This window comes from Streptosporangium sp. NPDC000239, assembly GCF_040300765.1.
GTDB lineage: Bacteria > Actinomycetota > Actinomycetes > Streptosporangiales > Streptosporangiaceae > Streptosporangium.
Map to the genome: position 1 here is coordinate 404,876 of NZ_JBEPEI010000004.1, position 22,624 is coordinate 427,499.

At 69.5% G+C, this 22,624-nt stretch carries 25 protein-coding genes; 12 read left to right on the plus strand and 13 right to left on the minus strand.

Annotated elements, in window-relative coordinates:
* Nucleotides 1-20: 20 nt before the first annotated feature.
* The 4 genes from ABT340_RS14125 to ABT340_RS14140 form a co-directional block, all read right to left on the minus strand.
* Nucleotides 21-1,136 carry a hypothetical protein gene (locus ABT340_RS14125; RefSeq protein WP_352011119.1) on the minus strand — a complete coding sequence of 372 codons (1,116 nt, stop codon included), beginning with the start codon at nucleotides 1,134-1,136 and terminating at the stop codon, nucleotides 21-23.
* The gene (locus ABT340_RS14130; protein WP_352011120.1) at nucleotides 1,133-1,651 is read right to left on the minus strand and encodes a SigE family RNA polymerase sigma factor; all 519 of its coding nucleotides are present in this window, start codon (nucleotides 1,649-1,651) and stop codon (nucleotides 1,133-1,135) included. Before ABT340_RS14130 ends, ABT340_RS14125 begins: the two co-directional genes overlap by 4 nt.
* A gap of 115 nt (nucleotides 1,652-1,766) precedes the next feature.
* Nucleotides 1,767-2,243, minus strand: coding sequence for a lamin tail domain-containing protein (locus tag ABT340_RS14135; protein WP_352011121.1), 477 nt, complete (start codon nucleotides 2,241-2,243; stop codon nucleotides 1,767-1,769).
* Between the two features lie 81 nt (nucleotides 2,244-2,324).
* Nucleotides 2,325-3,239, minus strand: coding sequence for a sigma-70 family RNA polymerase sigma factor (locus ABT340_RS14140; protein WP_352011122.1), 915 nt, complete (start codon nucleotides 3,237-3,239; stop codon nucleotides 2,325-2,327).
* Nucleotides 3,240-3,322: 83 nt separating this feature from the next.
* Between ABT340_RS14140 and ABT340_RS14145 the strand changes: the two genes are divergently transcribed.
* Nucleotides 3,323-3,772 carry a carboxymuconolactone decarboxylase family protein gene (locus ABT340_RS14145; protein ID WP_352011123.1) on the plus strand — a complete coding sequence of 150 codons (450 nt, stop codon included), beginning with the start codon at nucleotides 3,323-3,325 and terminating at the stop codon, nucleotides 3,770-3,772.
* Between the two features lie 73 nt (nucleotides 3,773-3,845).
* On the opposite strand, the gene ABT340_RS14150 is transcribed toward ABT340_RS14145, so the two are convergent.
* From ABT340_RS14150 to ABT340_RS14160, 3 genes are read right to left on the minus strand one after another with little or no spacing between them, the layout of a single operon-like run.
* Entirely contained in the window at nucleotides 3,846-4,280 is a 435-nt protein-coding gene (locus ABT340_RS14150; protein WP_352011124.1) for a DUF6463 family protein, read from the minus strand.
* Nucleotides 4,277-4,873 (minus strand): DUF2867 domain-containing protein, encoded by a 597-nt coding sequence (locus tag ABT340_RS14155; RefSeq protein WP_352011125.1) that lies wholly within the window; start codon nucleotides 4,871-4,873, stop codon nucleotides 4,277-4,279. The genes ABT340_RS14150 and ABT340_RS14155 overlap by 4 nt, the downstream gene beginning before the upstream one ends.
* A complete protein-coding gene (locus ABT340_RS14160) occupies nucleotides 4,870-6,813 on the minus strand; it encodes a fumarylacetoacetate hydrolase family protein (RefSeq protein WP_352011126.1) in 1,944 nt (647 codons plus the stop codon). The genes ABT340_RS14155 and ABT340_RS14160 overlap by 4 nt, the downstream gene beginning before the upstream one ends.
* 85 nt (nucleotides 6,814-6,898) lie before the next feature.
* Between ABT340_RS14160 and ABT340_RS14165 the strand changes: the two genes are divergently transcribed.
* Nucleotides 6,899-7,546 carry a TetR/AcrR family transcriptional regulator gene (locus ABT340_RS14165; RefSeq protein ID WP_352011127.1) on the plus strand — a complete coding sequence of 216 codons (648 nt, stop codon included), beginning with the start codon at nucleotides 6,899-6,901 and terminating at the stop codon, nucleotides 7,544-7,546.
* Between the two features lie 246 nt (nucleotides 7,547-7,792).
* Here ABT340_RS14165 and ABT340_RS14170 read toward each other — a convergent pair whose 3' ends face one another.
* Nucleotides 7,793-8,578 (minus strand): GntR family transcriptional regulator, encoded by a 786-nt coding sequence (locus ABT340_RS14170; RefSeq protein ID WP_352011128.1) that lies wholly within the window; start codon nucleotides 8,576-8,578, stop codon nucleotides 7,793-7,795.
* A gap of 202 nt (nucleotides 8,579-8,780) precedes the next feature.
* Here ABT340_RS14170 and ABT340_RS14175 point away from each other — a divergent pair, with 202 nt between their 5' ends.
* From ABT340_RS14175 to ABT340_RS14195, 5 genes are all read left to right on the plus strand, one after another.
* On the plus strand, nucleotides 8,781-9,104 hold the full coding sequence (locus ABT340_RS14175; RefSeq protein ID WP_352011129.1) for a hypothetical protein: 324 nt from the start codon (nucleotides 8,781-8,783) through the stop codon (nucleotides 9,102-9,104).
* A gap of 228 nt (nucleotides 9,105-9,332) precedes the next feature.
* Nucleotides 9,333-9,557, plus strand: coding sequence for a hypothetical protein (locus tag ABT340_RS14180; protein WP_352011130.1), 225 nt, complete (start codon nucleotides 9,333-9,335; stop codon nucleotides 9,555-9,557).
* Nucleotides 9,554-9,898 (plus strand): hypothetical protein, encoded by a 345-nt coding sequence (locus ABT340_RS14185; protein WP_352011131.1) that lies wholly within the window; start codon nucleotides 9,554-9,556, stop codon nucleotides 9,896-9,898. Before ABT340_RS14180 ends, ABT340_RS14185 begins: the two co-directional genes overlap by 4 nt.
* A gap of 637 nt (nucleotides 9,899-10,535) precedes the next feature.
* Complete coding sequence (locus ABT340_RS14190; RefSeq protein WP_352011132.1) at nucleotides 10,536-10,769, plus strand: hypothetical protein; 234 nt, start codon at nucleotides 10,536-10,538, stop codon at nucleotides 10,767-10,769.
* 10 nt (nucleotides 10,770-10,779) lie between these two features.
* The gene (locus tag ABT340_RS14195) at nucleotides 10,780-11,073 is read left to right on the plus strand and encodes a BldC family transcriptional regulator (RefSeq protein WP_352011133.1); all 294 of its coding nucleotides are present in this window, start codon (nucleotides 10,780-10,782) and stop codon (nucleotides 11,071-11,073) included.
* A 404-nt stretch (nucleotides 11,074-11,477) separates the two neighbouring features.
* On the opposite strand, the gene ABT340_RS14200 is transcribed toward ABT340_RS14195, so the two are convergent.
* Both ABT340_RS14200 and ABT340_RS14205 read right to left on the minus strand, forming a co-directional pair.
* Nucleotides 11,478-11,987 carry a GNAT family N-acetyltransferase gene (locus ABT340_RS14200; protein ID WP_352011134.1) on the minus strand — a complete coding sequence of 170 codons (510 nt, stop codon included), beginning with the start codon at nucleotides 11,985-11,987 and terminating at the stop codon, nucleotides 11,478-11,480.
* Nucleotides 11,988-12,077: 90 nt separating this feature from the next.
* Nucleotides 12,078-12,944, minus strand: a complete 867-nt coding sequence (locus tag ABT340_RS14205) for an SDR family NAD(P)-dependent oxidoreductase (protein WP_352011135.1) — start codon at nucleotides 12,942-12,944, stop codon at nucleotides 12,078-12,080.
* Nucleotides 12,945-13,024: 80 nt separating this feature from the next.
* On the opposite strand from ABT340_RS14205, the gene ABT340_RS14210 reads away from it, so the two are divergent.
* Nucleotides 13,025-13,588 carry a TetR family transcriptional regulator gene (locus tag ABT340_RS14210; protein ID WP_352011136.1) on the plus strand — a complete coding sequence of 188 codons (564 nt, stop codon included), beginning with the start codon at nucleotides 13,025-13,027 and terminating at the stop codon, nucleotides 13,586-13,588.
* A gap of 649 nt (nucleotides 13,589-14,237) precedes the next feature.
* On the opposite strand, the gene ABT340_RS14215 is transcribed toward ABT340_RS14210, so the two are convergent.
* Together ABT340_RS14215 and ABT340_RS14220 are read right to left on the minus strand one after the other, a co-directional pair.
* On the minus strand, nucleotides 14,238-15,413 hold the full coding sequence (locus tag ABT340_RS14215; RefSeq protein ID WP_352011137.1) for a hypothetical protein: 1,176 nt from the start codon (nucleotides 15,411-15,413) through the stop codon (nucleotides 14,238-14,240).
* Entirely contained in the window at nucleotides 15,410-15,973 is a 564-nt protein-coding gene (locus ABT340_RS14220) for an RNA polymerase sigma factor (protein WP_352011138.1), read from the minus strand. Before ABT340_RS14220 ends, ABT340_RS14215 begins: the two co-directional genes overlap by 4 nt.
* 159 nt (nucleotides 15,974-16,132) lie before the next feature.
* Here ABT340_RS14220 and ABT340_RS14225 point away from each other — a divergent pair, with 159 nt between their 5' ends.
* Nucleotides 16,133-17,059 (plus strand): glycerophosphodiester phosphodiesterase family protein, encoded by a 927-nt coding sequence (locus ABT340_RS14225; RefSeq protein WP_352011139.1) that lies wholly within the window; start codon nucleotides 16,133-16,135, stop codon nucleotides 17,057-17,059.
* Nucleotides 17,060-17,061: 2 nt separating this feature from the next.
* Here ABT340_RS14225 and corA read toward each other — a convergent pair whose 3' ends face one another.
* Nucleotides 17,062-18,177, minus strand: a complete 1,116-nt coding sequence (corA, locus tag ABT340_RS14230; RefSeq protein ID WP_352011140.1) for a magnesium/cobalt transporter CorA — start codon at nucleotides 18,175-18,177, stop codon at nucleotides 17,062-17,064.
* A gap of 440 nt (nucleotides 18,178-18,617) precedes the next feature.
* Here corA and purD point away from each other — a divergent pair, with 440 nt between their 5' ends.
* The 3 genes from purD to murA all read left to right on the plus strand — a co-directional run bounded on the left by purD (nucleotide 18,618) and on the right by murA (nucleotide 22,541).
* Complete coding sequence (purD, locus tag ABT340_RS14235; protein WP_352011141.1) at nucleotides 18,618-19,850, plus strand: phosphoribosylamine--glycine ligase; 1,233 nt, start codon at nucleotides 18,618-18,620, stop codon at nucleotides 19,848-19,850.
* 122 nt (nucleotides 19,851-19,972) lie between these two features.
* Entirely contained in the window at nucleotides 19,973-21,007 is a 1,035-nt protein-coding gene (locus ABT340_RS14240; RefSeq protein ID WP_352011142.1) for a hypothetical protein, read from the plus strand.
* Nucleotides 21,008-21,275: 268 nt separating this feature from the next.
* On the plus strand, nucleotides 21,276-22,541 hold the full coding sequence (murA, locus tag ABT340_RS14245) for a UDP-N-acetylglucosamine 1-carboxyvinyltransferase (protein WP_352011143.1): 1,266 nt from the start codon (nucleotides 21,276-21,278) through the stop codon (nucleotides 22,539-22,541).
* The last annotated feature ends 83 nt before the right edge of the window (nucleotides 22,542-22,624 follow it).

The window sequence follows — 22,624 nt, forward strand, 5'->3', positions numbered from 1 at the left end:
CTTCCCACACGCCCGGTGGATCAGTTACTCGCGATCCCCGGCAGGGTCAGGTACGGCGCGTTCGGATGGTCGGCCAGCCGACGGGCCTTCCCGGCGCCGATGTCGACCCCGTAGACATAGGTGCGCTTCGAGTCCTGCACGACGACCGTGAGTTCCGACCCGCTCAGCCAGGGACCGGTGGCCATGACGGGTTCCCCCTCCGGGAGGCCGCTGATGGGCACCTCGCGCACCCTGCGCCCGGTGCCGACGTCGAGCAGGGTGAGCGTACGCAGCTCCTGGACCCACTTCTTGGCGTCGCGTCTTTCGAAGGCGGCGACCGTACGGCCGTCGGGAGAGATCTCGCTGAAGCCCGTGAACGTGCCGTCGAAGTGCACCGTCCTGCCTCCGCCGGTGACGGGCATCAGCCGCAGGTCGGTCCTGAGGTACCGGACGAGCTCGGCGACGCCGCCGCGCACGCTGACCGCCTCGTACTGGCCGGGCACCCGCACCGTCGTGCCGGTGCGCACGTCGATCAGCAGCCCCGGCTTCCTGGTCCCCTCACGCGGGTCGAACACCACGTGACGGCCGTCGTCGGAGAGCACGAGCATGGAGCCCGCGCCGATCTGCGACTCCTTCACCGTGACGGGGGACGTCGTCTCGGAACCGCCCACGAGGTCGCGCACCACGTGCGCCCGGGCCTTCCTGCTATAGTAGGCGAGCATGCGCCCGTCCCGGCTGATCGAGACGGGCACGCGGTGGTTCTGGGCCGTCATGGCGAGCGCCTGCGGCAGCCGGTAGGTCGTGCCCGCGCGGGTGACCACCCGCCACTCCGCGGAGGAGCAGTCGAGGGCCTTCCGCTTGTCCACCTTGCAGGGCGTCTCGTACGCGTATTCGAGCGGTCCCACGTTCCCCCCGGGCAGGTCGGCGATCGCGCCCGCCCGCAGTGACGTGGCCACCTCCGGGGACCGGGACCGCGTCACGGTCGCCATCACCGTGCCCGTGGCCACGACCGTGACGACCGTGGCGACGGCGGCCAGCACGGCGGTCGTGTGCCGTCTGCGCCGGTTCCCCGTCAGGATCCGGTCGACCATGCCGGACAGGTCCGCCGAGGGCGCCTCCTCGGCGAGGTCGTTCAGGGCTCTGCGCAGCCTCGTCATACCGCCACCTCCTGCAGTAAGGAAAGGGAACTCCGGTCGGACAACTCGGGCGCGAGCCTGCGCAGGCGGGCCAGCGCGCGGTGGGTCTGGCTCTTGACGTTGCCGACCGAACAGCCCAGCGCCTCGGCCGTCTGCGTCTCGGTGAGGTCCTCCCAGAAACGCAGCACGAGTACGGCGCGCTGCTTACGCGTCAGCTTGGTCATCGCCTGACGCAGCATGATCCGGTCGATCGTCGCCTCGTCGTGGGAGGCGCCCCGCTCGGGTGGAGAGGCGCTCGGCCACTCCCGCTGTAACCGCCGCCGCCACGAGATGTACTGGTTCATCAGCGCCTTGCGCGTGTACGCCTCGGGGTTGCCGTCGACGGACAGCTTGGGCCACTGTTTGGCGACCTTGATCAGCACGCTCTGCAGCAGGTCCTCGGCGAGGTGCGCGTCACCCGTGAGCAGGTACGCGGTCCTCGTCAGCGCCTGCTGGCGGGCGAGCACGAACTCGCGGAAGCCGTCGTGACGATCCAATGTGATCTCCTCTCGCCGGTTCCCAACGCGACCAAACCAGCGAAAGGTTGCAGGACATCTCAAACGGAAGGAGCCCGCCCCTTCCGGCGCGGGCTCCTCGGCGGTTCACCAGGTCCTAGACGCAGTTGACGTACTCGACCCGGGACGAGTTGTAGGAGCAGGAGTCGACCAGCTTCCCCCTGGGGTCACGCAGGTAGCCGGTGTCCCTGGTCTGGTTCCAGATGTAGGCGAGCGTGCCCCCGCTCCTGCCCCAGTACCGGGTGGTCGCGGTGTTCCTCCCCTTACCGGTCCGCAGGGTCACCGTCTTGCCCGCACCGAGGGTGAAGGCGCCGAACGTGTAGACGTGGTCGGAGCGACGCGTCTCGTCGCGGATGGTCCAGCCCTTGAGGCTGACCGCTCGCCGGGTCGTGTTCTTGACCTGGATGTACTCGCCGTTCAGGCTGCTGTTCGCCCCAAAATCGGGTGACCCAGGCGAGTTGTACCAGATACGGGTGATCTGGAGGGACGGAGTCGCGGCGGCCTGAACGGGCAGGGCGGGGACGAGCGTGGCGGCGGCCAGTGCCACCGCGCAGGCCAGGGGGAGAGAACGCACCAATCCTCCGGAAGTGCAGTAAAAGGTAACTCTGCTAGTGATCCTCGCACTTCACACGTCTTTTGAGCAGGTCCCGACGGCTCACGCCGGGTCGGGCAGGTTCATCCGCGCGAGCTTGGCCGGGTCGGTGAGGGCCGTGATGGCGGCGATCCTGCCCTCGGTGACGGTGAACGCCAGGACGGAGAGTGGGGTGCCGTCCTGATGCCAGGAGACGAAGCCGGGCAGGCCGTTGACGAGGACCGCCCGGCCGAGGGCGCCCGCGCCAGAGGACAGCCGCGCGCCCGCCGCGACCCTGGTCGCGCCAAGGATGACGATCTCTCCGGTGGGGGTGTCGACGGTCAGCCTCACCTCGGGGTCGAGCAGGCGCAGCAGTTCCTCGAAGTCGCCACGGCGGGCGGCCGCCAGGAAGGCCTGGACCACCTCGCGCCGCTCCCGACCGGCACCCGCCGGACGCTCGGTCGCCCGCACCTTCCTGCGGGCCCGGCTGGCGAGCATCTTGGCGGCGTCGGTCGACCTGCCGAGGATCTTGCCGATCTCGTCGAACGGCACCGCGAACAGGTCGTGCAGCACGAAGGCCAGCCGCTCACTCGGCCGGAGCGATTCGAGGACGACGAGAAGCGCGAGCCCGACCGAGTCGGCGAGCACCGCGTCCTCCTCGGGAGCGGGACCGTCATCGGGGGTCACCACGAACTCGGGCAGCCGGTCGTCCAGGAGCACCTCGGTGCGGGCCCGGCGAGTCCGCAGGACGTCGAGGCTGATCCTGGCGACCACCGTGGTCAGCCACCCGGCGAGGTTGGCGATGCCGGCGGTGTCGGCGGTGTCACCAGCGACCGCCGCGTCCTGGCGGGACAGCCGCAGCCACGCCTCCTGGACCACGTCCTCGGCGTCGGCGTGTGATCCGAGCATGCGATGGGCGACCGCGCGCAGCCGGTCGCGTTGCGACTCGAACGCCTCGGCCATCGGATCGGCGGGCCTGGCCTGGCCGGTGTCGGGCATGTTGTTACCTTCCGCAGAACCGCTCCGTCATGGGTGATGACGAGCCGGAACGGGCTCAGGTAACCGACGAGGGAGCAGGAACCATGGAAGCACGTCTGAAAGGTACGGCAAGCCCCGAACTGATCGAGGGGATCACGAAGCTGTACAGGGTGATTCACTCCGGAGGCGTCGACGGCCGTCTGCTGTCGCTGGTCCACCTGCGCGTCAGCCAGATCAACGGCTGCAGCCCGTGTGTCTTCGCCTCGGTCGCCTCGGCGAAGAAGGCCGGTGAGACCGACGAGCGGCTGCACCACGTCGTCGCGTGGCGCGAGACGTCCTTCTTCACCGACGAGGAACGGGCCGCGCTCGCACTGGCCGAGGCCGCCACCCGGATCCAGGACGGCGCTCCCGGCGTGACCGACGAGATCTGGGACCACGCCGCCGACCACTTCACCGGCGAGCAACTGAACGCGATCACCATGGAGATCGCGCTGACCAACTTCTTCAACCGGATCAACCACACGATCCGCGAGCAGGCCGGCAAGACCTGGTGAACCGGACGGGGCGTCGTCGCGACGGACGACGCCCCGCCGGGAGCGTGAGCCGGACGCCCCCGTGGTGACCGGCTCAGCTCCCGTGCGAGGTCGGCGCACCCACCCCCCTCCGCGCCGCCAGGACGATGAGCGCTCCGGCGACGGCCCCGAGGAAGAACGGGGACGGCACGAGGACGACGCCGCCCACCACGGACCACGCCGCGACGCCCCAGCCGACTCCGGCGGGTACGGTCACCCCACGCCCGGCGAGGTGCCACGTCAGGCAGCCCAGCAGGACCAGGGGAACGGCGAAGCCTCCCGGACCGGCCCAGAAGATCGTCTTGTCCCGCAGGGTCTCCACCAGCTCACCCGTGTCGCCGCTCGTGCCGAGGAACGGGACGGCCGCCCACAGGCCCTGCCGTACCCAGTCGGAGATCTGCGCCCAGCCGGTGAGCACCACCACGGACAGGTGCCCCGCGCCCAGCGTGATCATGATCCCGCTCGCCCAGCGGAGCATCCTGGAGTTCATCGGGGCGTCCTTTCCGCGTGGTCACACCAGGCGCGTTCCCAGCGCCGGGTCAGCGCCGGGTAGACGACGAGGTACCTGAAGGGCGCGATGGCGGCCATGTAGAGCCGTCCGAACAGGCCGTTGGGCTTGACGAGGACGGCCATCCTCAGTTCGTGGTCACCGTCGGCGCCTCGAACCCAGCCCAGGTGCATCACGGTGTGCACGGTCCTGTTCGCCAGTTCCCTGGCGGACTCGGTGTCGAGTTCGTAGACCGCCTTGAGCGGCATGGTCGCGCTGTCGGCGCCACGGGGGGCGTCGCGGAGGTCGTCGGGCAGGCGGTCGCGCAGCGAGCCGACCCGCGCGCCGACGCCCGAGGACGGCCTGTCCCAGCCGAGCAGCGCGCCGATCCTCCAGCGGAGGGTGAACAGGGACCGCGCGGGCCGGGGCAGCTTCGCGATCCCCCCGGCGGTTCGCATCGCCGCGAGCATCGTGGGGAAGTCGTCGGGCCCGGCGCCGGGGGTACGGAACGACCACACGTCCTCGACCGTGAAGTCCCCGGTGAGTTCGTGGACCCGCCAGGGCAGGCGGGTGTGCGCGGTTCCGGGGAGCCTCACGAGAGCCCCCGTGTCGCGTCCCAGTCGGCCATCATCGCCATCAGCGTCAGCCGGTTCAGCTCGGGCGTGGTCTCGGGGTCGAGTTCGCGGTAGCGGCGGTGCAGGTTGACCACGATCCGCTCGGCGTCCAGCCAGGTGGCGTACTCCCCGAGGTCGACGGTCTTGGCCGCCTCCGCGAAGGGGACGCCCCGGGCGTGGGCGGCGTCGGCCTGCTCGACCACATGGGTGAGGTAGCCGCGTACCGCGAGAACGCCGTCGGGGTCGGTGACCGGGCCGTGGCCGGGGACGATCGTGTGGGCGCCGGTGGCGATCATCCTGTCGCAGGCGGCGATCCAGTTGCCGACCGGCCCGCTCCACACGATGGGCGTGCAGCCGACGAACAGCAGGTCCCCCGCGAAGAGCACCCCCGCGTCGGGCACGTGCACGACCGTGTCGGCGCCGGTGTGGGCGGGACCGAGGTTCGTCAGACGTACCTCACGCCCTCCGACGTCCAGGGTGAGCTCCCCGTCGTAGGTCCGGTCGGGCAGCCGCAGACGGATGCCGCCGAAGTCGAAGGGCCCGAACCGCTCACGGAGGTAGGAGGTCGCGGGGCCGACGTCCATGACCTGGGTGGCGGTCAGCAGCTCCGCGGGCATCTCGTGCGGCATCTCCGCACCGGTGGCCGTGGCGGCGACGATCTCGACACCCTCGCCGAGCAGTTGGTTGCCGTGGGTGTGGTCGCCGTTGGAGTGGGTGAGGACGGCGTGGGTGAGCGGGTGCCGAGCGGTGACGTGACCCATCGCGTGGAGCATCTCGGCCGTCAACGGAAGGTCGAACAGGGTGTCCACCAGGATCGAGGCGCCCTCGCCCGCGACCAGCCCGGCGTTGCTCAGGCCGTACCCGCCGTCGGGCAGCAGCCAGGCCCACACGTCCGCGCCGACCTCGTGCAGACCGCGCGTGTAGGGCAGCCGCGACGGCGCCCTGTTCACCCGGGGCCGCGGCGGACGCCGGTCGGGGTTCTCCCGAGGCGTCAGCGCGTACGGCCTGGCCGACGCGCGAACCGTCTGCCGGGTACGGCCCAGCCCCTCGACGGCCAGCTCGACGACGTCGCCGTCCTTCAGCCAGCCGGGGAAGGAGGCCGGGTCCGCCAGGGACAGGTGCTCGACGAGGCAGCAGCCGGGCACCGTACCCGAACCGAACACGTCACCGGGCACCAGGTCGACACCGCGTGAGGCGTAGGAGACGACCTCGCCGAAGCTCCAGTCCATGGAGTCCGTACGGCCCGAGCCGATGACCCGGCCGTTGACGGTCGCCTCGACCCGCAGCGTGAGCCTGCCGTCGCGAAGGTAGGGCTCAAGCTCGTCCGGGGTGACCAGGAACGGGCCGAGGGTGGTCGCGCCGTCCTTGCCCTTGGCCTGGCCGATCGCCAGCGCGGCCTCGTGCGTCTGCAGGTCCCGCGCCGACCAGTCGTTGTAGACGGTGTAGCCGACGATGCGCTCCTCGGCCTGCTCCGGGGTGAGGTCCCGGCCGCCGGGGCCGATGACCGCCGCGATCTCCAGCTCGAAGTCGAACCAGGAACTGCCCGGGGAGATCGCCACGTCGTCGTACGGCCCGACGACCGTCGAGGGAGCGGCGAAGTAGAAGGCCGGGATCTGGTACCAGGCGTCCTTGAGCGTGCGTGGCTGCCCCATGGCCTGTTGGCAGTTGCGCATGTGGTCCAGGAAGCACAGGCAGTCGCGCATCGAGGGCGGACGCGGGATCGGCGCGCGCAGCCTGACCCCGGCCAGCGGGACCGTGTGCGCCTCCGAGGTCAGTGCCGCCTCTCCTGCCGCGCGCAGCTTCTCCGAACCCTGGCCGATGAGGTCGATCAGGCTGACACCCGGCCCGATCGGGTGGATCCGGTCGTCGTCGACCACTCCGACGCGGTCGCCGTCGTCCGTTTCGTAGGTGACCCAACGCATGGATGCCTCTTTCTATGTTGGGTGACACAGAATATATCGATCAGCACTTGGTAGGTCATCGGGCATACCTGGTTTGATGGGTCACATGGCCACGCGACGTACCGAGATGACGCAGGAGAGCCGCCGGCTGCTGGTGATGGCCGCGTCCGAACTCTTCGCCGAGAAGGGCTACCGGCAGACGAGCTTCATCGACATCGCCGACCGGGCCGGTATCAGCCGTGGCTCCATCCCCTGGCACTTCGGCAACAAGCTGGGCCTGCTTGAGGCGGTGATCGACGACCGCCTCGACGCCATGCTGACCGCCTTCGGCCCGGCCTCGACTTCCGGCCCGGCCTCAGGAGGCTCGGCTTCCGGCCCGGCTTCAGAAGGCTCGGCCACAGGGGAGGTGCGCGGCGACCCGCTGGAGCAGGTGATGGCCTTCATCCGCATGCCCGTCGCACGCCTGTTCATCACCCTGCTCGCCGAGGCCGTCGAGGCCGACTCACCGATCCGCGACCACTACGCCCGGCTCCACGTGGCCCTCAGGGAGGCCGTACGAGCCTGGATCCCGGAACACGCCGTTCCCCCGGGAACCACCCCGGAGGCGTTCACGGTCGTCCTGGTGGGAACCGTCATCGGCATCCACGCCCAGTGGCGGATAACCCCGGAAGCGGTAGACCTGGAAGCCGTCCGCACCGCCCTCCGCGCCCTGCTTCCCACGGTCCTGGAGAGCACCGGGACCGACCGGGAGTGACGAGCGACCAGGATGCCGGAGTCGAGACGACCCACTGGAGGCCGCGTTGCGAACCCTTCAGGGTGATAAGTGAGCCGAAGATAAAGTCCCAGGTCAGGCATCGCAGGAGCGGGATTCGCTCGCGGGCGCCAGAGGCCGAGACGAGACATCGGTGCACGGCTCGGTCATACCGATCCCCTCGTTGAAGGCGTCAGACCAGATCCGGTAGCAACTGAGGTACGGCGAGCACCCTCAAAAGTGAGCGTTTCAGCTGGGCCGGTGTTGTTCGGGTTGGGGTGGCAGGACGATGCGGTCCACGCGGATGGCGCGGTCGGATGGGATGACGATGGGGTCGGCAACCTCGACCACTCGGCCCTGGGCGAGGGTGCGGCGAACGATGGAGAAGACGGGGATTCCGCTGCCGATGCCGAGGGTCGCGCCCTCCTGGGCGTCGGGCATGCGGGCGGTGGTCTCCTCGGTGATCTCGTCGACCTCGATGTTGAGGGTTCTGAGCTGGGCGATGTTGCCGCCGGGCCAGGGTTCGTTCTTCGGGTCGGCGACGGCGGTGCCCTCGACGTCGGCGGCCAGCAGGCAGGAGCGTGAGGTCTGGGAGGGCAGGCCGTTGGCGTAGAAGACGAAGCGGCGTTCCAGGACCCTGGTGCCGGGTTCGACGCCGAACAGGGCGGCCAGGCGTGGGTCTGCGGTGATCCACTGGTAGGCCTTGTCGAGGCGGTATTCCGACCATCCGATGCCCGCGTCCCGGGTGAAGGAGGTCTGGGGTACGGTCTGCGGTCCGGCGTCGGCGAGGTAGCGGTCCATGGAGATCCGGCGGACCGGTGGGCGTTCGCGGACGGTGGTGCCGCCTCGGCCGCGTGTTTCGACGAGTCCTTGGCCTTTCAGGTCGTCGATGGCTTTGCGGATGACGATCTCGGAGACGCCGTAGCGCTGGGCGAGGTCGGCGTGTCTGGGCAGTCGTGTTCCTGCGGGAAGGTCACCTCGCAGGATCGCCTCGCGCAGCTCGGCCGCGACGTGTTCGTAGGCATGACCCCGCACCGGTTCTCCCTTTCTTGGAAGGATCTTTGTCGAACGGCTTGACAGGCACGATACCGGTCTCCATTCTCGTATACGCCAATCAGTTAACGTATACGAGAACGGGGGCTGGGTGACAACTCCACACGATCCGGCACATCTCGCACGCCTGACATTCCGATGGCGTGACGAGCACTGGCACCTCATCGAGGAACCGGAGCCCATCGTGGTCATCGTCAGCGACCGCCTGTCGAAAGGGGACCGATACCCCACAACGGAGAGCGCCGAAAGCGCCTTCTGGGACTCGGTGACAGGCGCCCTCCTCGCTCACTCCGAGCGCCTGGCCAGCGCACAGTGGCCAGGCGCGGAACTCGCCGTCATCCGCGACCACGGCGACCACGTCCACCTGGCGGAGAAAACCATCCGAAGCGGTTGCCCACCAATATGCCAGGCCTGGACGCTCACCGACGCCGCGACCGGCATCACCGCCTTCCTGCGCCGACTACGTCTACTGGCCGAGAAGGAACTCTCCGACCACGCAAGTCCTTGATCTCGGAAAAGCACAACAGCACCCCAGGCCAAGGGCGCTGACCGCAAACGTTCGGTGATCGAAACGGATGATCGCACCCGCCCTACCAGCGTGGCCACCAACCGGAAGACACCTACGGCCACGCCAACCGCGTATCGAACACCGCACTGAGCACTTCCCGAAACAGGGCCTCTACCCGGAAACCGCTACCACCCGACAGGCCCTTGAGCAGAAGAGGAGGTTCGATTCATGGAGACTCCGGCCTGCCAGACGATCCCTGGCTGGCGGTTGATCATCAGTGATGCCGGACGGTTCTGGGCGATCCGCAATCGGGCGTTCCCGAGTACGGCGTTGCGGGCCGGTGTGGAGCCGACCGTGGACGCCGACACCTTCGAGGAGGTCCGGGAGGCCGTGGCCGCGCAGGAGGAGAAGGCCCGGGAGGCCGTCGCGGCTGTTGAGGGGGTGCCTTCGTGACCGGGCGGCATCGGGACGGCCTGCCGTACGCGCCGGTGTATCGGCGGGTGTGGGACGGGCCTGCGCGGGCTGAGGCCGAGCGGATCGACCAGTCGTGGGCGGACTGGACGGTTCTTTACAGCCTGGGGCGACGTTCCTTCTACGCGATGGCCTCCTGGGACGGTCCGCGTCCGGTGATCGTCGAGGACTCCACTTCCGAGGGGTTGGAGGAGCGGATGCGGGAGGCGGAGATGATCCGGGCGATTCGGCTCGCGCCACCTTCACTGGCTCGACGGGGACGCCTTACCTCCGAGGTGGCGAGGGTCGGTGGACGGCGTTCGCCGGGCGGGAGGGCGGCGTGATGCTACTTCCCGCAGGGCCTCGTCAAGTTTCTAAGTTTTCGGATCGAACCTGTGACTCCGTACAGACGGCTCACCCGGACTGGCTCGTCTTCCACAGCTCGCGGTCCGGCCTGTGGAGCGCCTACCGGAGCGTCCTGCCCAGCAGGCCGTACCCCGGGGACGTGCTGCTGGTGTGTGCTGCATCCGCCGAAGAACTGGACCGCAAGCTGAGCGCCCGGACGCCCCCGATGGTGCCGCCGAGCATTCAGGCCGTCGCCGTCGCCCGTGCCCTGCAGACTCGGGCCGCTCGGGCCTCCCGGGTTGTTCAGGCCGTATGTGCTGGTCAGGCCGTTGTGTCGGGTCGGGCTACGGCGTTGCGCAGACTGCTGCGCTCGTGAAGCCGGTACGGCGGGCGGAGGACGTCATCCCACCCGTCGCTCGCCGTACTCCATGACGTGCGGCTCAGGTAGGAGGGACCTGAGCCGCACACCTCCTCAAGACGGTTCCCATGCACGCTGGCGTGCTGGGGAAGGGGAGTCGTCTGGCGCACCGGCCCCGAGTGTGTGGGGCCGGTCCTCCTCCAGGGTGCCCGGCCGCATGCTCCCCGGCTCGGGGCCGGGCACCCACCCCCACTTCCACTCCCTAACCAGGGACGACCATGACCGACGACGAACGGCGCCTGATCGACCTGCTCATCAGCACCCACCCCGCCTGGCGGTACGAGGAACGGAACCTGCCCGGACTCCCCAGGTGGTGGGCCGTCCGCTACGAACCCCTGCGCCTCGACCAGCGCAAAGCCGGGGCCCGCGACGTGCTCGGCCGTACGACCCTGCACCGGCTCGTCCGCGCGCTCGCCCGGCACGACCAGATCCTGCACACCCTCCGCTACTGAAGGAGCCCCCATGTCCCCGCTCAAGGCCGTCGCCCCCGACGGCACCTTCTCCACCGGACCGGACACCACCGAACGACTCCTCACCCCCGGCGAGGTCGCCCGTATCTTCGGCGTCGACCCCAAGACCGTCAACCGGTGGGCCCTCACCGGGAAGATCCCCTCGGTCAGAACCCCCAGCAACCAACGCCGCTACCGCGAAACCGACATCAAGGCTCTCCTCAACGCTTCTCCTGTAGTGGTGCGAACCCTTCAGGGTGATGAGCGACCGGGCGACATGGCCACCGGTATCCCGCGCCTTCCGTAGTTGCGAACCCTTCAGGGTGATGAGGGACCCATCGGCCGCGGAGAGCGGTTCGCCGTTCCGCAGTGTTGCGAACCCTCCAGGGTGATGAGGGGACCGGGAGAGCGCTTCGTTCACACCGAAGAGGTCACTGGTAACCCTCCAGGGCGATGAGGGACCCGAGGTAAAGTCCCAGGTCAGGCAGGTTAGGTCGAAGGTGGGATCGGCTGATTCTGCGGCAGTCCGGCGGTAGTGCAGAAGTGCAAGTCAGGGCGTTGATCATTTTGTGGATGTGGCTGGGTCGTATGACGGTTCTTCCCTCCTCCCGGCAGCGGCCCGGTCCTCAGGAACCTGTCTGGAGGCCACTGTGTCACACGGCGCCCTCTCCACGACATGCCCATGTGATCCGGTGAGCAAGGCCGTACCCGTCACAGGGGGAGCCACATGATCCGGAGGCCGACGTGGCCTTCCGTGGGGTGGCGGAAGGCGCCGGGGGCCGTGCCCAGGGTGGTGAAGCCCAGGCTCTCGTAGAGGTGGATCGCGCTCCTGTTGCTGTCCGCGACGGCGTTGAACTGGATCGCCGCGAACCCCTCCCGCCTCGCCCAGGTGATCATGTCCGTGACGAGGGCGCGTCCGACGCCCAGGCCCCGTGCCTCCCCCGCGACCATCAGGCTGCCGGAGGCGATGTGGTCGCCGGGGCCGGGCCGGTTGGCGTACATGTTGGCGGTGCCGAGCACCAGGTCACCGTCGACCGCGACGACCACCCTGGCCGGGGCCGGCAGGAGCCAGAGCTTCCTGGCGTCGTCCTCGCTCATGGCGGGGTCGTAGGTGAAGGTCTCCTGCGCGGTGACGACGTCGTGGACGATGGGCCAGATCCGCGGCCAGTCCTCCTCACGAGCCTCGCGGATCACGGGAACGGGACGCTTCGGGTCAGCCACGGGAGCCACCGCCGACCTGGAAGGCCCAGGAGACCCGAAGAGCTCGAAGACCAGTGATACGTGACTGTGTCATCCCCCTAGCCTCCTACATCAGAGGCGTCCGATGACCTCGCGGGTCAGGTTCTCGCACAGCGCCCAGATCGTGTCCTGGTTGCGGCGGTTCAGGGCGCTCTCCGGCCAGGCCGTACGGCGGCACTTCATGCTGAAGTAGGCTCCGCTCACTCCCTCGACCTCGGCGCTTGAGGCCAGGTGGATGCTGGAGCGGGCGGGTTTGCCGAGGTCCGCGAAGAACCGGGGGGCGACCAGGCCCAGCAGCGGGACGATCGGGCGGTAGAGATAGGGGAATCCGGCCGCCTTCAGCGACTGGTTCATCGGCGTGTGGCCGTGCCCGGGGTAGGCCACGTTGACCGTGACGCCGGTTCCGGCCACCTCCTCGGCGAAGCGCAGGCTCATCGCCATCTGCATGGTCTTGGTGTGGTTGTACTGGGCGAAGGTCCACCCCAGATAGCGCCGTTCCGCCTGGAGGTTGTCCAGGTCGATCGGGCCGCCGGGGATGCCCCCGGTGATGTTGACGACCCGGCCGACGAGCAGCGGCAGCAACAGACGGGTGAGTGTGAACGGCGCCAGCACGTGGGCGGCGAAGGTGGTCTCCACCCCGTCTTCGGTGAGCGTACGGCGTGGCGGGTTGGCGCCGACGTTGTTGACCAGCACGTCCAGCCGGTCGCAGCGTTCGGCCACCCGGGCGGCGAGGGCCGCCATCTCACCCAGGCGGGTCATGTCCGCCGCGAGGGCCTCGACCTGGCCGCCGCCCGCGCCCAGTTCGTCGGCCGCCCGCCGGGCGCGTACGGGGTCACGGCCGACGAGGATCACCCGGGCGCCCAGGGCGGCCAGCCCGCGTGCGGTCTCCTTGCCGATTCCTCCGGTGCTGCCGGTGATCAGGACGGTCTTTCCACGCATGAGAGCCTCCGATCCAAAGAGCGTCGCCCTGAATATGTCACCAAGTGCCAAGCTTGGCAATGAGTGTATGATTTTGGGTCATGGAGGGGTTACGAGATCGCACCAGGCGGGCGGTGCGCGCCGAGCTGGCCGCACGGGCGCTTGAGCTGTTCACCGAGCGCGGCTTCGACGAGACCACGGTCGACGACATCGCCAGGGCGGCCGGGATGTCCAAGCGGAGCTTCTTCCGCTACTTCCCGACGAAGGAGGACGCGCTTCTCGGAGAGCTTGAGGCGACGGCCGAGCGGGTCGCCCAGGAGATCTCCGCCCGGCCACCGGGGGAAGGGGCGTGGGAGTGCCTGCACACGGTGCTGCGCGCCTGGGAGGCGCACATCAACACGCAGATCGAGGTGCTGCGGCTCATCGAGTCCACTCCCCCGCTACGGGCCAGGCTCCTGCAGAAGCGTGACGAGGCCCGCGCCCTGATCGTCGAGGCGCTGACGGGGCGCGGCCTGTCCCCGCTGGAGGCCGACCTCGCCTCGGTCGCCGCCGGGGCGGCCCTCGACACGGTGGCGCGTGAATGGCTGCGCACCGGCGGCTCAGCCGACCGCCTGACCCTGACGGACCAGGTCTTCGCCATGCTCCGCCCGGCCTTCCTCAGCTGACCCGGCGAAGCCCCGGCGAGCCGTACGACCTTGGGAGGATCCAGGTCCTCAGCCGAGCCTCCCCAAGGCCGTACGGCCCCGCCCACCCCACGACGAGCCAGATCTCGGACCCCGGCCCCTCCGGGCAACCCCACAGCGCGCCGTACGGCCCCGGAAGGGCGTCATCGGGAAATCGCCCCTACCGGCGCCGAGAGGAATTCAGCCCCCGTGGCATTGTGAATTCCCACATCCGGTGTCAAAAGAATGCGACCACCGTTTTCCTGTTCCTCCGCGATTGTTCCGAGCAGGGGATGTCAGTTCCGACATAACAGGCTCCCATTCGGGCGGCCCCGCGACGGGAAAGCCCGACGACCCGTTCGGTCCGACCGCCGTACGGGCCTTCCCACGAGTTCGCACACACCGTTTCCGAAACAAGCCTGTAAGGACCGGTTGTCAACTCCCGTCGTCACCAGGGTTTTCACGGCGGCCGACCTGTTCCGAACGAACCGGGCCCCGGGGGACGCGGTCTCCCCCGCCTCCTGAGCCGCCAGGGCGAGGACACGGGCGGACGGCTCCAGGAGGCGGCGCGGGACTTTTCCCCTTCACCACGGCTCTCCCGCGAGGTCGAGGACCCGAACCCGTTTACCAGCCGACCGAAACCAATAAAGCCTCATCGAATTATGACATTGGGGTTCACCAGAACCAGGGTTTTCTTGTCCTTCTTAAACCAGAACAGGTTCTTCTCCACGAACAGGCCGGGAGGATGATCCTTCGGGTTCAGGGAAGCCCGAACGGGGAACAGCAGGCCGGAGCGGCGCGTGGCCGCGTCGTAGAGACCGCGTCCCCCGTTGCCCGCGTGGTCCGTCTGGTCAAGCAGAACGACACGGCCCAGGAAGGACGCCCCGCCCGTCGACCCCGGCATCGCGTGCAGGCCCGTCCCGTCACGTCGCCAGGCGTTGGAGCCGCCGTAACACCATGTGAGGCCGCACTCGTACCACGAGGTGTGTCCCGCCGGAGGGACCGCGTCCCTCGTCTCACCCGTGAGCGTGTTCCGCAGGTGCTCCATGGGACGGGGAACCGACTGGTCCGTCATGGTGCCCCGCCTGGGCCACCCGGCCCACGGCCACTCGACCAGCCACTGGCCCTTCGTCCCCTCGATGAGGGACACCTTCCCGCCCTTCAGCGGAACCCGGTAGACACCGCCCCCCGGCGGGGACCACACGACCGCGTCGTCTGCCACGGCCAGGCTCATCCCCTCGTAATTGTCGTCGTCGTCGATCGCGGCGGGGAACCTGGCGAGCCGCCGTGGCGTGCCGCCGGCGATCGACACCGTCCACACCTCGGTCGTCCGGCCCCGGGTGGTCGACCACGCCAGATGGCCGTCCCCGAAGGCCGGCGACCCGTCGATCGGCTCCTTCAACGACGCGATCAGGCTGAACCTCCGCCGGACGACGTCGTACGCCCAGAGCCCGTCGAACCGGTCCTTCCGCAGACTCTGCCCGACCACGATCCAGTCGGTGACGAACGTCTCCGGAGTGAACGTCCGGCCGCCGGGCCCTGTCGCCGGGACCTCGTGCACCGCGTCCGGCCACACCTGCCTGATCGGCGGGGGAAGGGCGCCGGAGGAGGACACGGGTCGCGGGGCCGTGACCAGCCGCGTTCGCGTTCCCACGACGACGACGCCGACCACGAGCACCATGGCCGCCGCGACCGCGACCGGCGCCCACCACCCGGGCCGCGCGAGCGGCCTGTGCGGTTCGGGGAGAACGCGGGGCCGTCCGTCGTCCGTCACGGCCTCGGCCCTGGCGGCCAGCGCGTCCCTGAGCCGATCCTCGATGCCGGTCATGCCTTTCCTCCCAGTTCGCGCTCAAGCCGTCCCAGAGCCCGTGAGACGGTGGACCGTACGGTGCTCTGCCCGAGCCGCGTCACCTGGGCGATCTCGGCGTCGGACAGGTCGAGGTAGTAACGCAGGACGAGGACCTCACGCTGCCTCCTGGGCAGCCTGCCGAGCGCGGCCAGCATCTCCTGGCGCGTCTCGCCCAGCAGCACGCTCGTCTCCGCGGAGTCGGAGCCGGAGCCGGAGGCCGAATCGGGGCCGATCGGCCAGTCCCTTCGCGTGAGCCTCAGCCTGGCGGCGACCCCGCGTCTGCGCAGCAGGGAGCGCGAGGCGTTCAGCACGCAGACGCGGACGTACGGCAGCGTGAGCGTCCCGGGGCGCCCGCCGTTCAGCGTGGCGGTGTGCAGCCTGGAGAAGACGTCCTGCACGACGTCCTCCGCGCTCTCCCTGTCCCCCACGAGCAGTACGGCCAGGCGGACCAGGGCGAGCCGGTGCTCGCGGTACAGGTCCGCCAGTACCGCCCGGGCACCGGGTGGCGCGGTCGCCTGAGCGACTGTCTCACCGTTCATGACCTAGGAACGCGCACCGGGCCCGATCCGCTGCACCGTCTTGGTTGTCCGCTGGTGAGGATTTTGCGAACCACATGCGGTGACAAGGTTGACGCGCGATGGAAACAGGGGGCGAGCCGCGCTGTGGAATCGGGGTCCGGGGTCGGTAGGGTCCCCTGTGTGCATGCCGAGATCCATGGCCACCGGGGAGCCCGCGGCCTCCGGCCAGAGAACACGTTGCCCGGCCTCGCCCACGCCCTGGAGCTGGGTGTCGACGCGCTTGAGTTCGACGTCGCGCTGACGGCCGACCGGCGCCTGGTGCTGACCCATGACCTGACGGTCTCCGCGGTCACCAGCGCCGACCGCTACCCCGCCTTCCCCGGCGACCCGCTGTTCCCCTACGTGGGCAGGCCCGTCGGGACTCTGACGCTGGCACAGTTACGCACCCTCGAATGCGGTGTACGGCTGCCGCTCGTCTCGGGTGACCGGTTCGTCGCCACCCAGGTGCCGGTTCCCGACACCCGTATGCCGACGCTGAGCGCCGTGCTGGCCCTGGTGAACGCCTACGGGGCCGACCGGGTGCGGTTGCACGTCGAGCTGAAGTCCGATCCGACGCGGCCCGACCTGAGCGCCGACCCGCGTGAGCTGACCGAGTTGGTGGTCGCCGAGCTGGACCTGCACGGCAGGCTCGGCGGGGCGGCGATCCTCAGCTTCGACTGGCGGATTCTCGGCGTCGCCCGCTCCCTGGTCCCGGCGATGCCCTGTTACGCGCTGGTCGAGCGGGCGACGATGGACCCGGCGTGGTTCGGCGGGCTCGATCTCGACGACTTCGGCGGCGACCTTCCGGCCGCCGCGCTGGCGGCGGGGGGAACGGTGCTCTCGCCCGACCACGTGCTGCTCGACGAGGAGTTGATGTCCGACGCGGCCAGGGCCGGGCTTCCGGTGGTCGCCTGGACCGTCAACGACCCGGCCAGGGCCGCGGTGCTGCTCGACCTGGGGGTCGCCGGGGTCGTCACCGACTATCCCGACCGGATGCGCGTGCTGTGGGCCGAGCGGGGCCTGCCGTTGGCCACCCCGCTCTCCCCGATGCGCGCGCCGGTCGGCTGACGTCACAGCCAGCCGTTGCGGCGGAACCCCCGGTAGAGCAGCGTGCAGACGATCACCATGACGCAGATCACGAGCGGGTAGCCGAAGACGGACTCAAGCTCGGGCATGTGCTTGAAGTTCATGCCGTAGATCCCGGCGATCATCGTGGGGACGGCCATGATGGCCACCCACGAGGAGATCTTGCGCATGTCCTCGTTGGCGAGGGCGTTCGAGCGGGCCAGCGCGGCCTGCAGGACCGAGTTGCACAGTTCGTTGGACGACTCGACCTGCTCGCAGACGCGGGCGAGGTGGTCGACGACGTCACGGAAGTACTCGCGCATCTCCGAGGGGATCATCCGGCGCTGGGCGAGCGTGGCGAGCGGTGACTGCAGCGGGGTCACCGACCGCTTCATCTCGATCATCTCGCGCTTGAGGTTGTAGATCCGGCCGATGTCGCGGGCGCTGACCTCGGCGAAGACCATGGCTTCGACGTCTTCGAGCTCGGTCTGCATGAGGTCGGCCACGGTGAGGTACTTGTCGACGACGTGGTCGGCGATGGCGTGCAGCACCCCGGTCGGGCCCCTGCTGAGGAGCTTGGGCTTGTCCTCAAGGCGCTGGCGCACCTCGGTCAGCGGGCAGTGCGTGCCGTGCCGTACGGTGACCACGAAGTCGGGGCCGACGAAGGCCATGATCTCGCCGGTGCCGATGATCTCGCTGGTCGCGGTGAGTTCGTCGTGGTCGAGGTAGGCGACGGTCTTCAGGACGACGAACAGCGAGTCGCCGTACCGCTCGACCTTCGGACGCTGATGAGCCTTGACGGCGTCCTCGACGGCGAGGGGGTGCAGGGCGAAGACCTCTGCCAGCCACTCGACCTCGGGGGCGTCGGGTTCGTGCAGGCCGACCCAGACGAAGGCGTTGCCCTTCTCCTGCGCGGCGTTGTGCTCGCGGACGAGTTCGAGGGCGTCGACGATGCCCAGGGCGTCGATCTTCTTGCCGTTGACGTAGGCGGCGTACTCGACGAGCGAGTCGCTCGGCGGGACACAGGGGGAGTTCGCACGGTCGGCAGCCGAGAGGCTGGGACGCGGGGTACGAACGGCACGTACGTGCTTGATGCGGGGGAACAGAAGCGAAGAGCGCATGTCAGGCCTTCCCGCCCGAACCGGCACTGATCGCACGCGACGTTGTGTCACCTCAACTCAAAGAGAATGCGTGCGCAGCCGGTCGGACACCGGTGTGGAGTGGTCGAGAGTGCGCACAGCACGTGTGCGCGAGCACGTACTGCTGGGATCGCCAGAGGTCATCCCCAACCACCTCCAATCAGCATCAGACACGCCAAAGCCGCCCAAACTTAGCACATGCTTGGGGGCGGACTCCCAGGATACCCTCGGTCACAAGGGGCGATCATGCGGAACCCAACGAAATTCATGTCCCGTTTACAGCTAGATCAGCTCTTTCATCAGGATATGTCACAGAGAAGATCGACACGCGGAAGTTCGTCAACCCCGGGCGGTACGCGGTCGAACACCTTGTCCACAGCCTGTGGACAGTCGTCCCATGCCCGGCGGATAAGCTCTCCCGAGTGCGCATTCTTGTGATTGGATCCGGCGGGCGCGAGCATGCCCTGTGCCGGTCTCTGGCGACGGACCCCCAGGTCACCGAGGTCCACTGTGCTCCGGGAAACCCGGGGATCGCGCGGATCGCGACCCTCCACCCGGTCACCCCGACCGACCCCGGGGCCGTCGCCGGGCTCGCGGAGGACCTGCGGGCCGACCTGGTCGTGATCGGCCCCGAGGCGCCGCTGGTCGCCGGGGTCGCCGACGCGGTCAGGAAGGCGGGCATCCCGTGCTTCGGCCCCTCGGCCGAGGCGGCCAGGATCGAGGGTTCCAAGGCCTTCGCCAAGGACGTCATGGCCTCGGCGGGCGTGCCGACCGCGCGCTCCCACACCTGTGAGACGCCCGAGGAGGCCGCCGCGGCGCTCGACGCGTTCGGCGCGCCATACGTGGTCAAGGACGACGGGCTCGCGGCGGGCAAGGGCGTCGTGGTCACCGACGACCGCGAGGAGGCGCTCGGGCACGCGGCGGCGTGCGGACGGGTCGTCATCGAGGAGTTCCTCGACGGCCCCGAGGTCTCGCTGTTCGCGCTCTGCGACGGCTCGACGGCCGTGCCGCTGCTGCCCGCCCAGGACCACAAGCGCGCCTACGACGGCGACAAGGGCCCCAACACCGGCGGCATGGGCGCCTACACGCCGCTGACCTGGGCGCCCGCCGACCTGACCGACCGGGTGATGGCCGAGACCGTCCTGCCGACCGTGGCCGAGCTGGCCGAACGCGGCACGCCGTACACGGGAGTGCTCTTCGTCGGGCTCGCGCTCACCAAGGACGGCCCGAAGGTGATCGAGTTCAACGCGCGGTTCGGCGACCCCGAGACCCAGGTCGTGCTCGACCGGCTCGCGACGCCGCTCGCCGGCCTGCTGCTGGCCTGCGCGAACGGCACGCTCGACCGGTTCGGTCCGCTCTCCTGGCACGAGGGCGCGGCGGTGACCGTGGTCGTCGCGGCGGAGAACTACCCCGCGGACCCGGTCAAGGGCGATGTCATCGAGGGGCTCTCCGAGGTGGCGGACGACGCCTACGTGCTGCACGCCGGGACCGCCGCCGACGGCGACCGTGTCCTGTCGGCGGGCGGGCGGGTGCTCAGCGTGGTCGGCACCGGAGCCGACGTCGCCGCCGCCCGCGAGGCCGCCTACCAGGCGGTCGGCCGCATCCGGATGCGCGGCTCGCACCACCGTACGGACATCGCGGTCCAGGGCCTCTGAGCCCCGGCTCCGCGAAGGCCCGGCGTCCCGGGGCACAGGGACGTACCGTCGAATCGGCACACCCCGAGGGCCGGGAACACTCCCGGCCCGATCCCCCACGGCCCGCGCCCAACGGAGGAACGATGTCGCTCGACGCAGTCTCCCCGGAACGGATCGGCGACACCGGCGTCCTGCGCTGGCCCGGCATCTGGCGCGTGTACGTGGCGACCCGCAGCGAGGAGATCAGGGCCGACGCCGAGCGCGCGCTGACCGCGTGCGAGCGCACGGGCTCGTCCGCCTCGGCGGGCGAGGGCATCGGCACGCACCTGGCCCGCGCCGAGTCCTACGCCAGGAGCAGGCACGGCCTGCGCCGCTGGCTGACCGGTCACGCCGTCGAGGGCGCCTGGTCGAACGTCAACAGCGCGACCGTGATGCTGTACGGCGTGCTGCCGACGCCCGAGCTGTGCGGCCGGGCGACCGAGGTCCTCGCGATCGGCAGGGCCTACCTGCCCGGAGACGACCCCAGGCTGGTCCAGCTGCAGGCCAGGATCGCCGCCGGAGACCTGGGCGAGGGTGACCGGCCGCTGATGCAGTCGGTGCTGCGGGCGGCCTACACCGCGCAGGCGATGGAGAGCGGCCGGGTCCGCAGCTTCCGCAACCTGCTGCTCGGCGGGGTCCTCATGCTGTCGGTGATCGTGTTCGGCCTGGTGGCGGTCGGCGCCATCTGGCCGGACGCGGTGCCGATGTGCGGCAACCAGTCGGTGGTCCAGGCCCAGGGCCTGATGCCCGCCCAGATCTGCCCGACCGGCGGCCACCGGCCCGGTCACGGCGACGTCCCGCTCGTCGCCCTGGTCGGCGTGCTGGGCGCGGCGCTGTCCAGCGCGGCCTCGCTGTCCACCCGCGCCGACCTGTCCACGCGTTACTCGCTGGCGGTCGCCCAGACCCTGCTCAAGGCGCCCGCCGGGGTGGCGACGGCCGTGCTCGGGCTGCTGATCCTGAACTCCGGGTTCGTCCCGGGCATGTCCGGGCTCGGCTCCCAGCCTGCGATCCTGGTCTGGGCCATGGTCTTCGGGTACGGCCAGCAGGTCGTGACCCGCTTCGTGGACCAGCGGGCCGACACCCTGCTGACGGCCGCCTCCCCGCTGACCCCCTCGGGCAGGGGCACCCGTACCGCGTGAATAAACTCTGGCCGGTGACGCAGGCGTCGCACGGCCCGCCCGGCGGGGCACACGAACCGCGGGAGCTTTCACGGCCGAGTGGAAATTGTCATGTGGGAACCGTCGAGACTTTCGCGCGGAAGCTTCTGGTCAGTCCGCTGACCGGGTCCGGTTTCCCCACGAAATAGCAGGTTCAGGGGCATCCAACGGCTAGTGTTGGCCGACGCCTTCCGGCCACCGCCCCCCATGTCGTACGAATATCGTCCCCCACCCCCAAGGAGCATGAAGCATGGTCCGTTACCGCGTGCGCGGTGGCAATCCCCTCCGTGGAACCGCCTTCATCCAGGGCGCCAAGAACGCCGTGCTTCCCATGATCGGCGCGGCCCTCCTGGCGCCCAGAGGCCGTACCGTGCTGCGCAACGTCCCCATCATCGAGGACGTCCGCCGCGCGGTCGAGCTGGCCGAGGCCGTCGGCGCCAAGGTCGAGCTCCACGAGGCCGAACGCACGCTGGTGATCGACGCCTCGACGCTGAGCAGCCCCGTGCTGCCCGCCGAGATCGCCCGCCGGTTCCGCGGCTCGGTGCTGTTCGTCCCGGCGCTGCTGCACCGCCTCGGCGAGGCCGTCATCGAAGGGGTCGGCGGCTGCAACCTGGGCAGTCGCAACCTCGACTTCCACTACCTGGGCTACAAGCGGCTCGGCGCGGTAGTGGACGAGGGCGACGCCGTCATCCACGTCAAGACGGCGGGCTTCACCGGCGCCACGCTGTACCTCGACACCCCCTCGCACACCGGCACCGAGAACCTGATCATGGCGGGCGTCCTCGGGCGCGGCACGACCGTGATCGAGAACGCGGCCCTTGAGCCCGAGGTCCTCGACGTGATCGAGATGCTGACCAGGATGGGCGCGCGGATCAGCGGCGGCGGGACCGGCTTCATCACCGTCGAGGGCGTCGACGAGCTGCAGGCCGTCGAGCACACCGTGATGCCCGACCGGCTCGACGCCGGCGTGTTCGCCATGGCCGCCGCGATCACCGGCGGCGAGGTCAACCTGGTCGGCGCCGACCTGGACCACCTCGGTGTCGTCCGTTACAAGCTGGAGCAGATGGGGGTGGAGTTCGCCGACCACGGCGCCGTGCTGCACGTGCGCAGGGACCGCCCGCTGCGCCCGATCAACGTGATCACCGACACCTACCCCGGCTTCGCCACCGATCTGCAGTCGCCGATCATGACGGTCGCCTGTCTCGCGGACGGCGCGAGCTACATCCACGAACGGATTTTCGACGGTCGGTTCGCATTGGCCGCAGAACTGAACAAAATGGGCGCCGACATCGAAGTGAAGGAGAACAGCGCCGTCGTCCGGGGCGCCACTCCGCTCACCGGAACCGACGTCACCGCCCATGACCTGCGCTCCGGCATCGCCCTGGTCCTGGCCGGTCTGGCGGCCCAGGGAGAGACCGTGATCGGGTCAGGATATCTCATCGACCGGGGCCACTCTTATCTGGCCGAGCGTATGCAGGCGCTGGGCGCGGATGTCCACCGAGAGATTTCTGCCTGATAATCAACCGGTTTCAGTCTCCCAAAAAGCGCTCTGACCTGTGTAAACACTGTCAGTCAGGGTTTAGACCGTGGGTTCCTCCA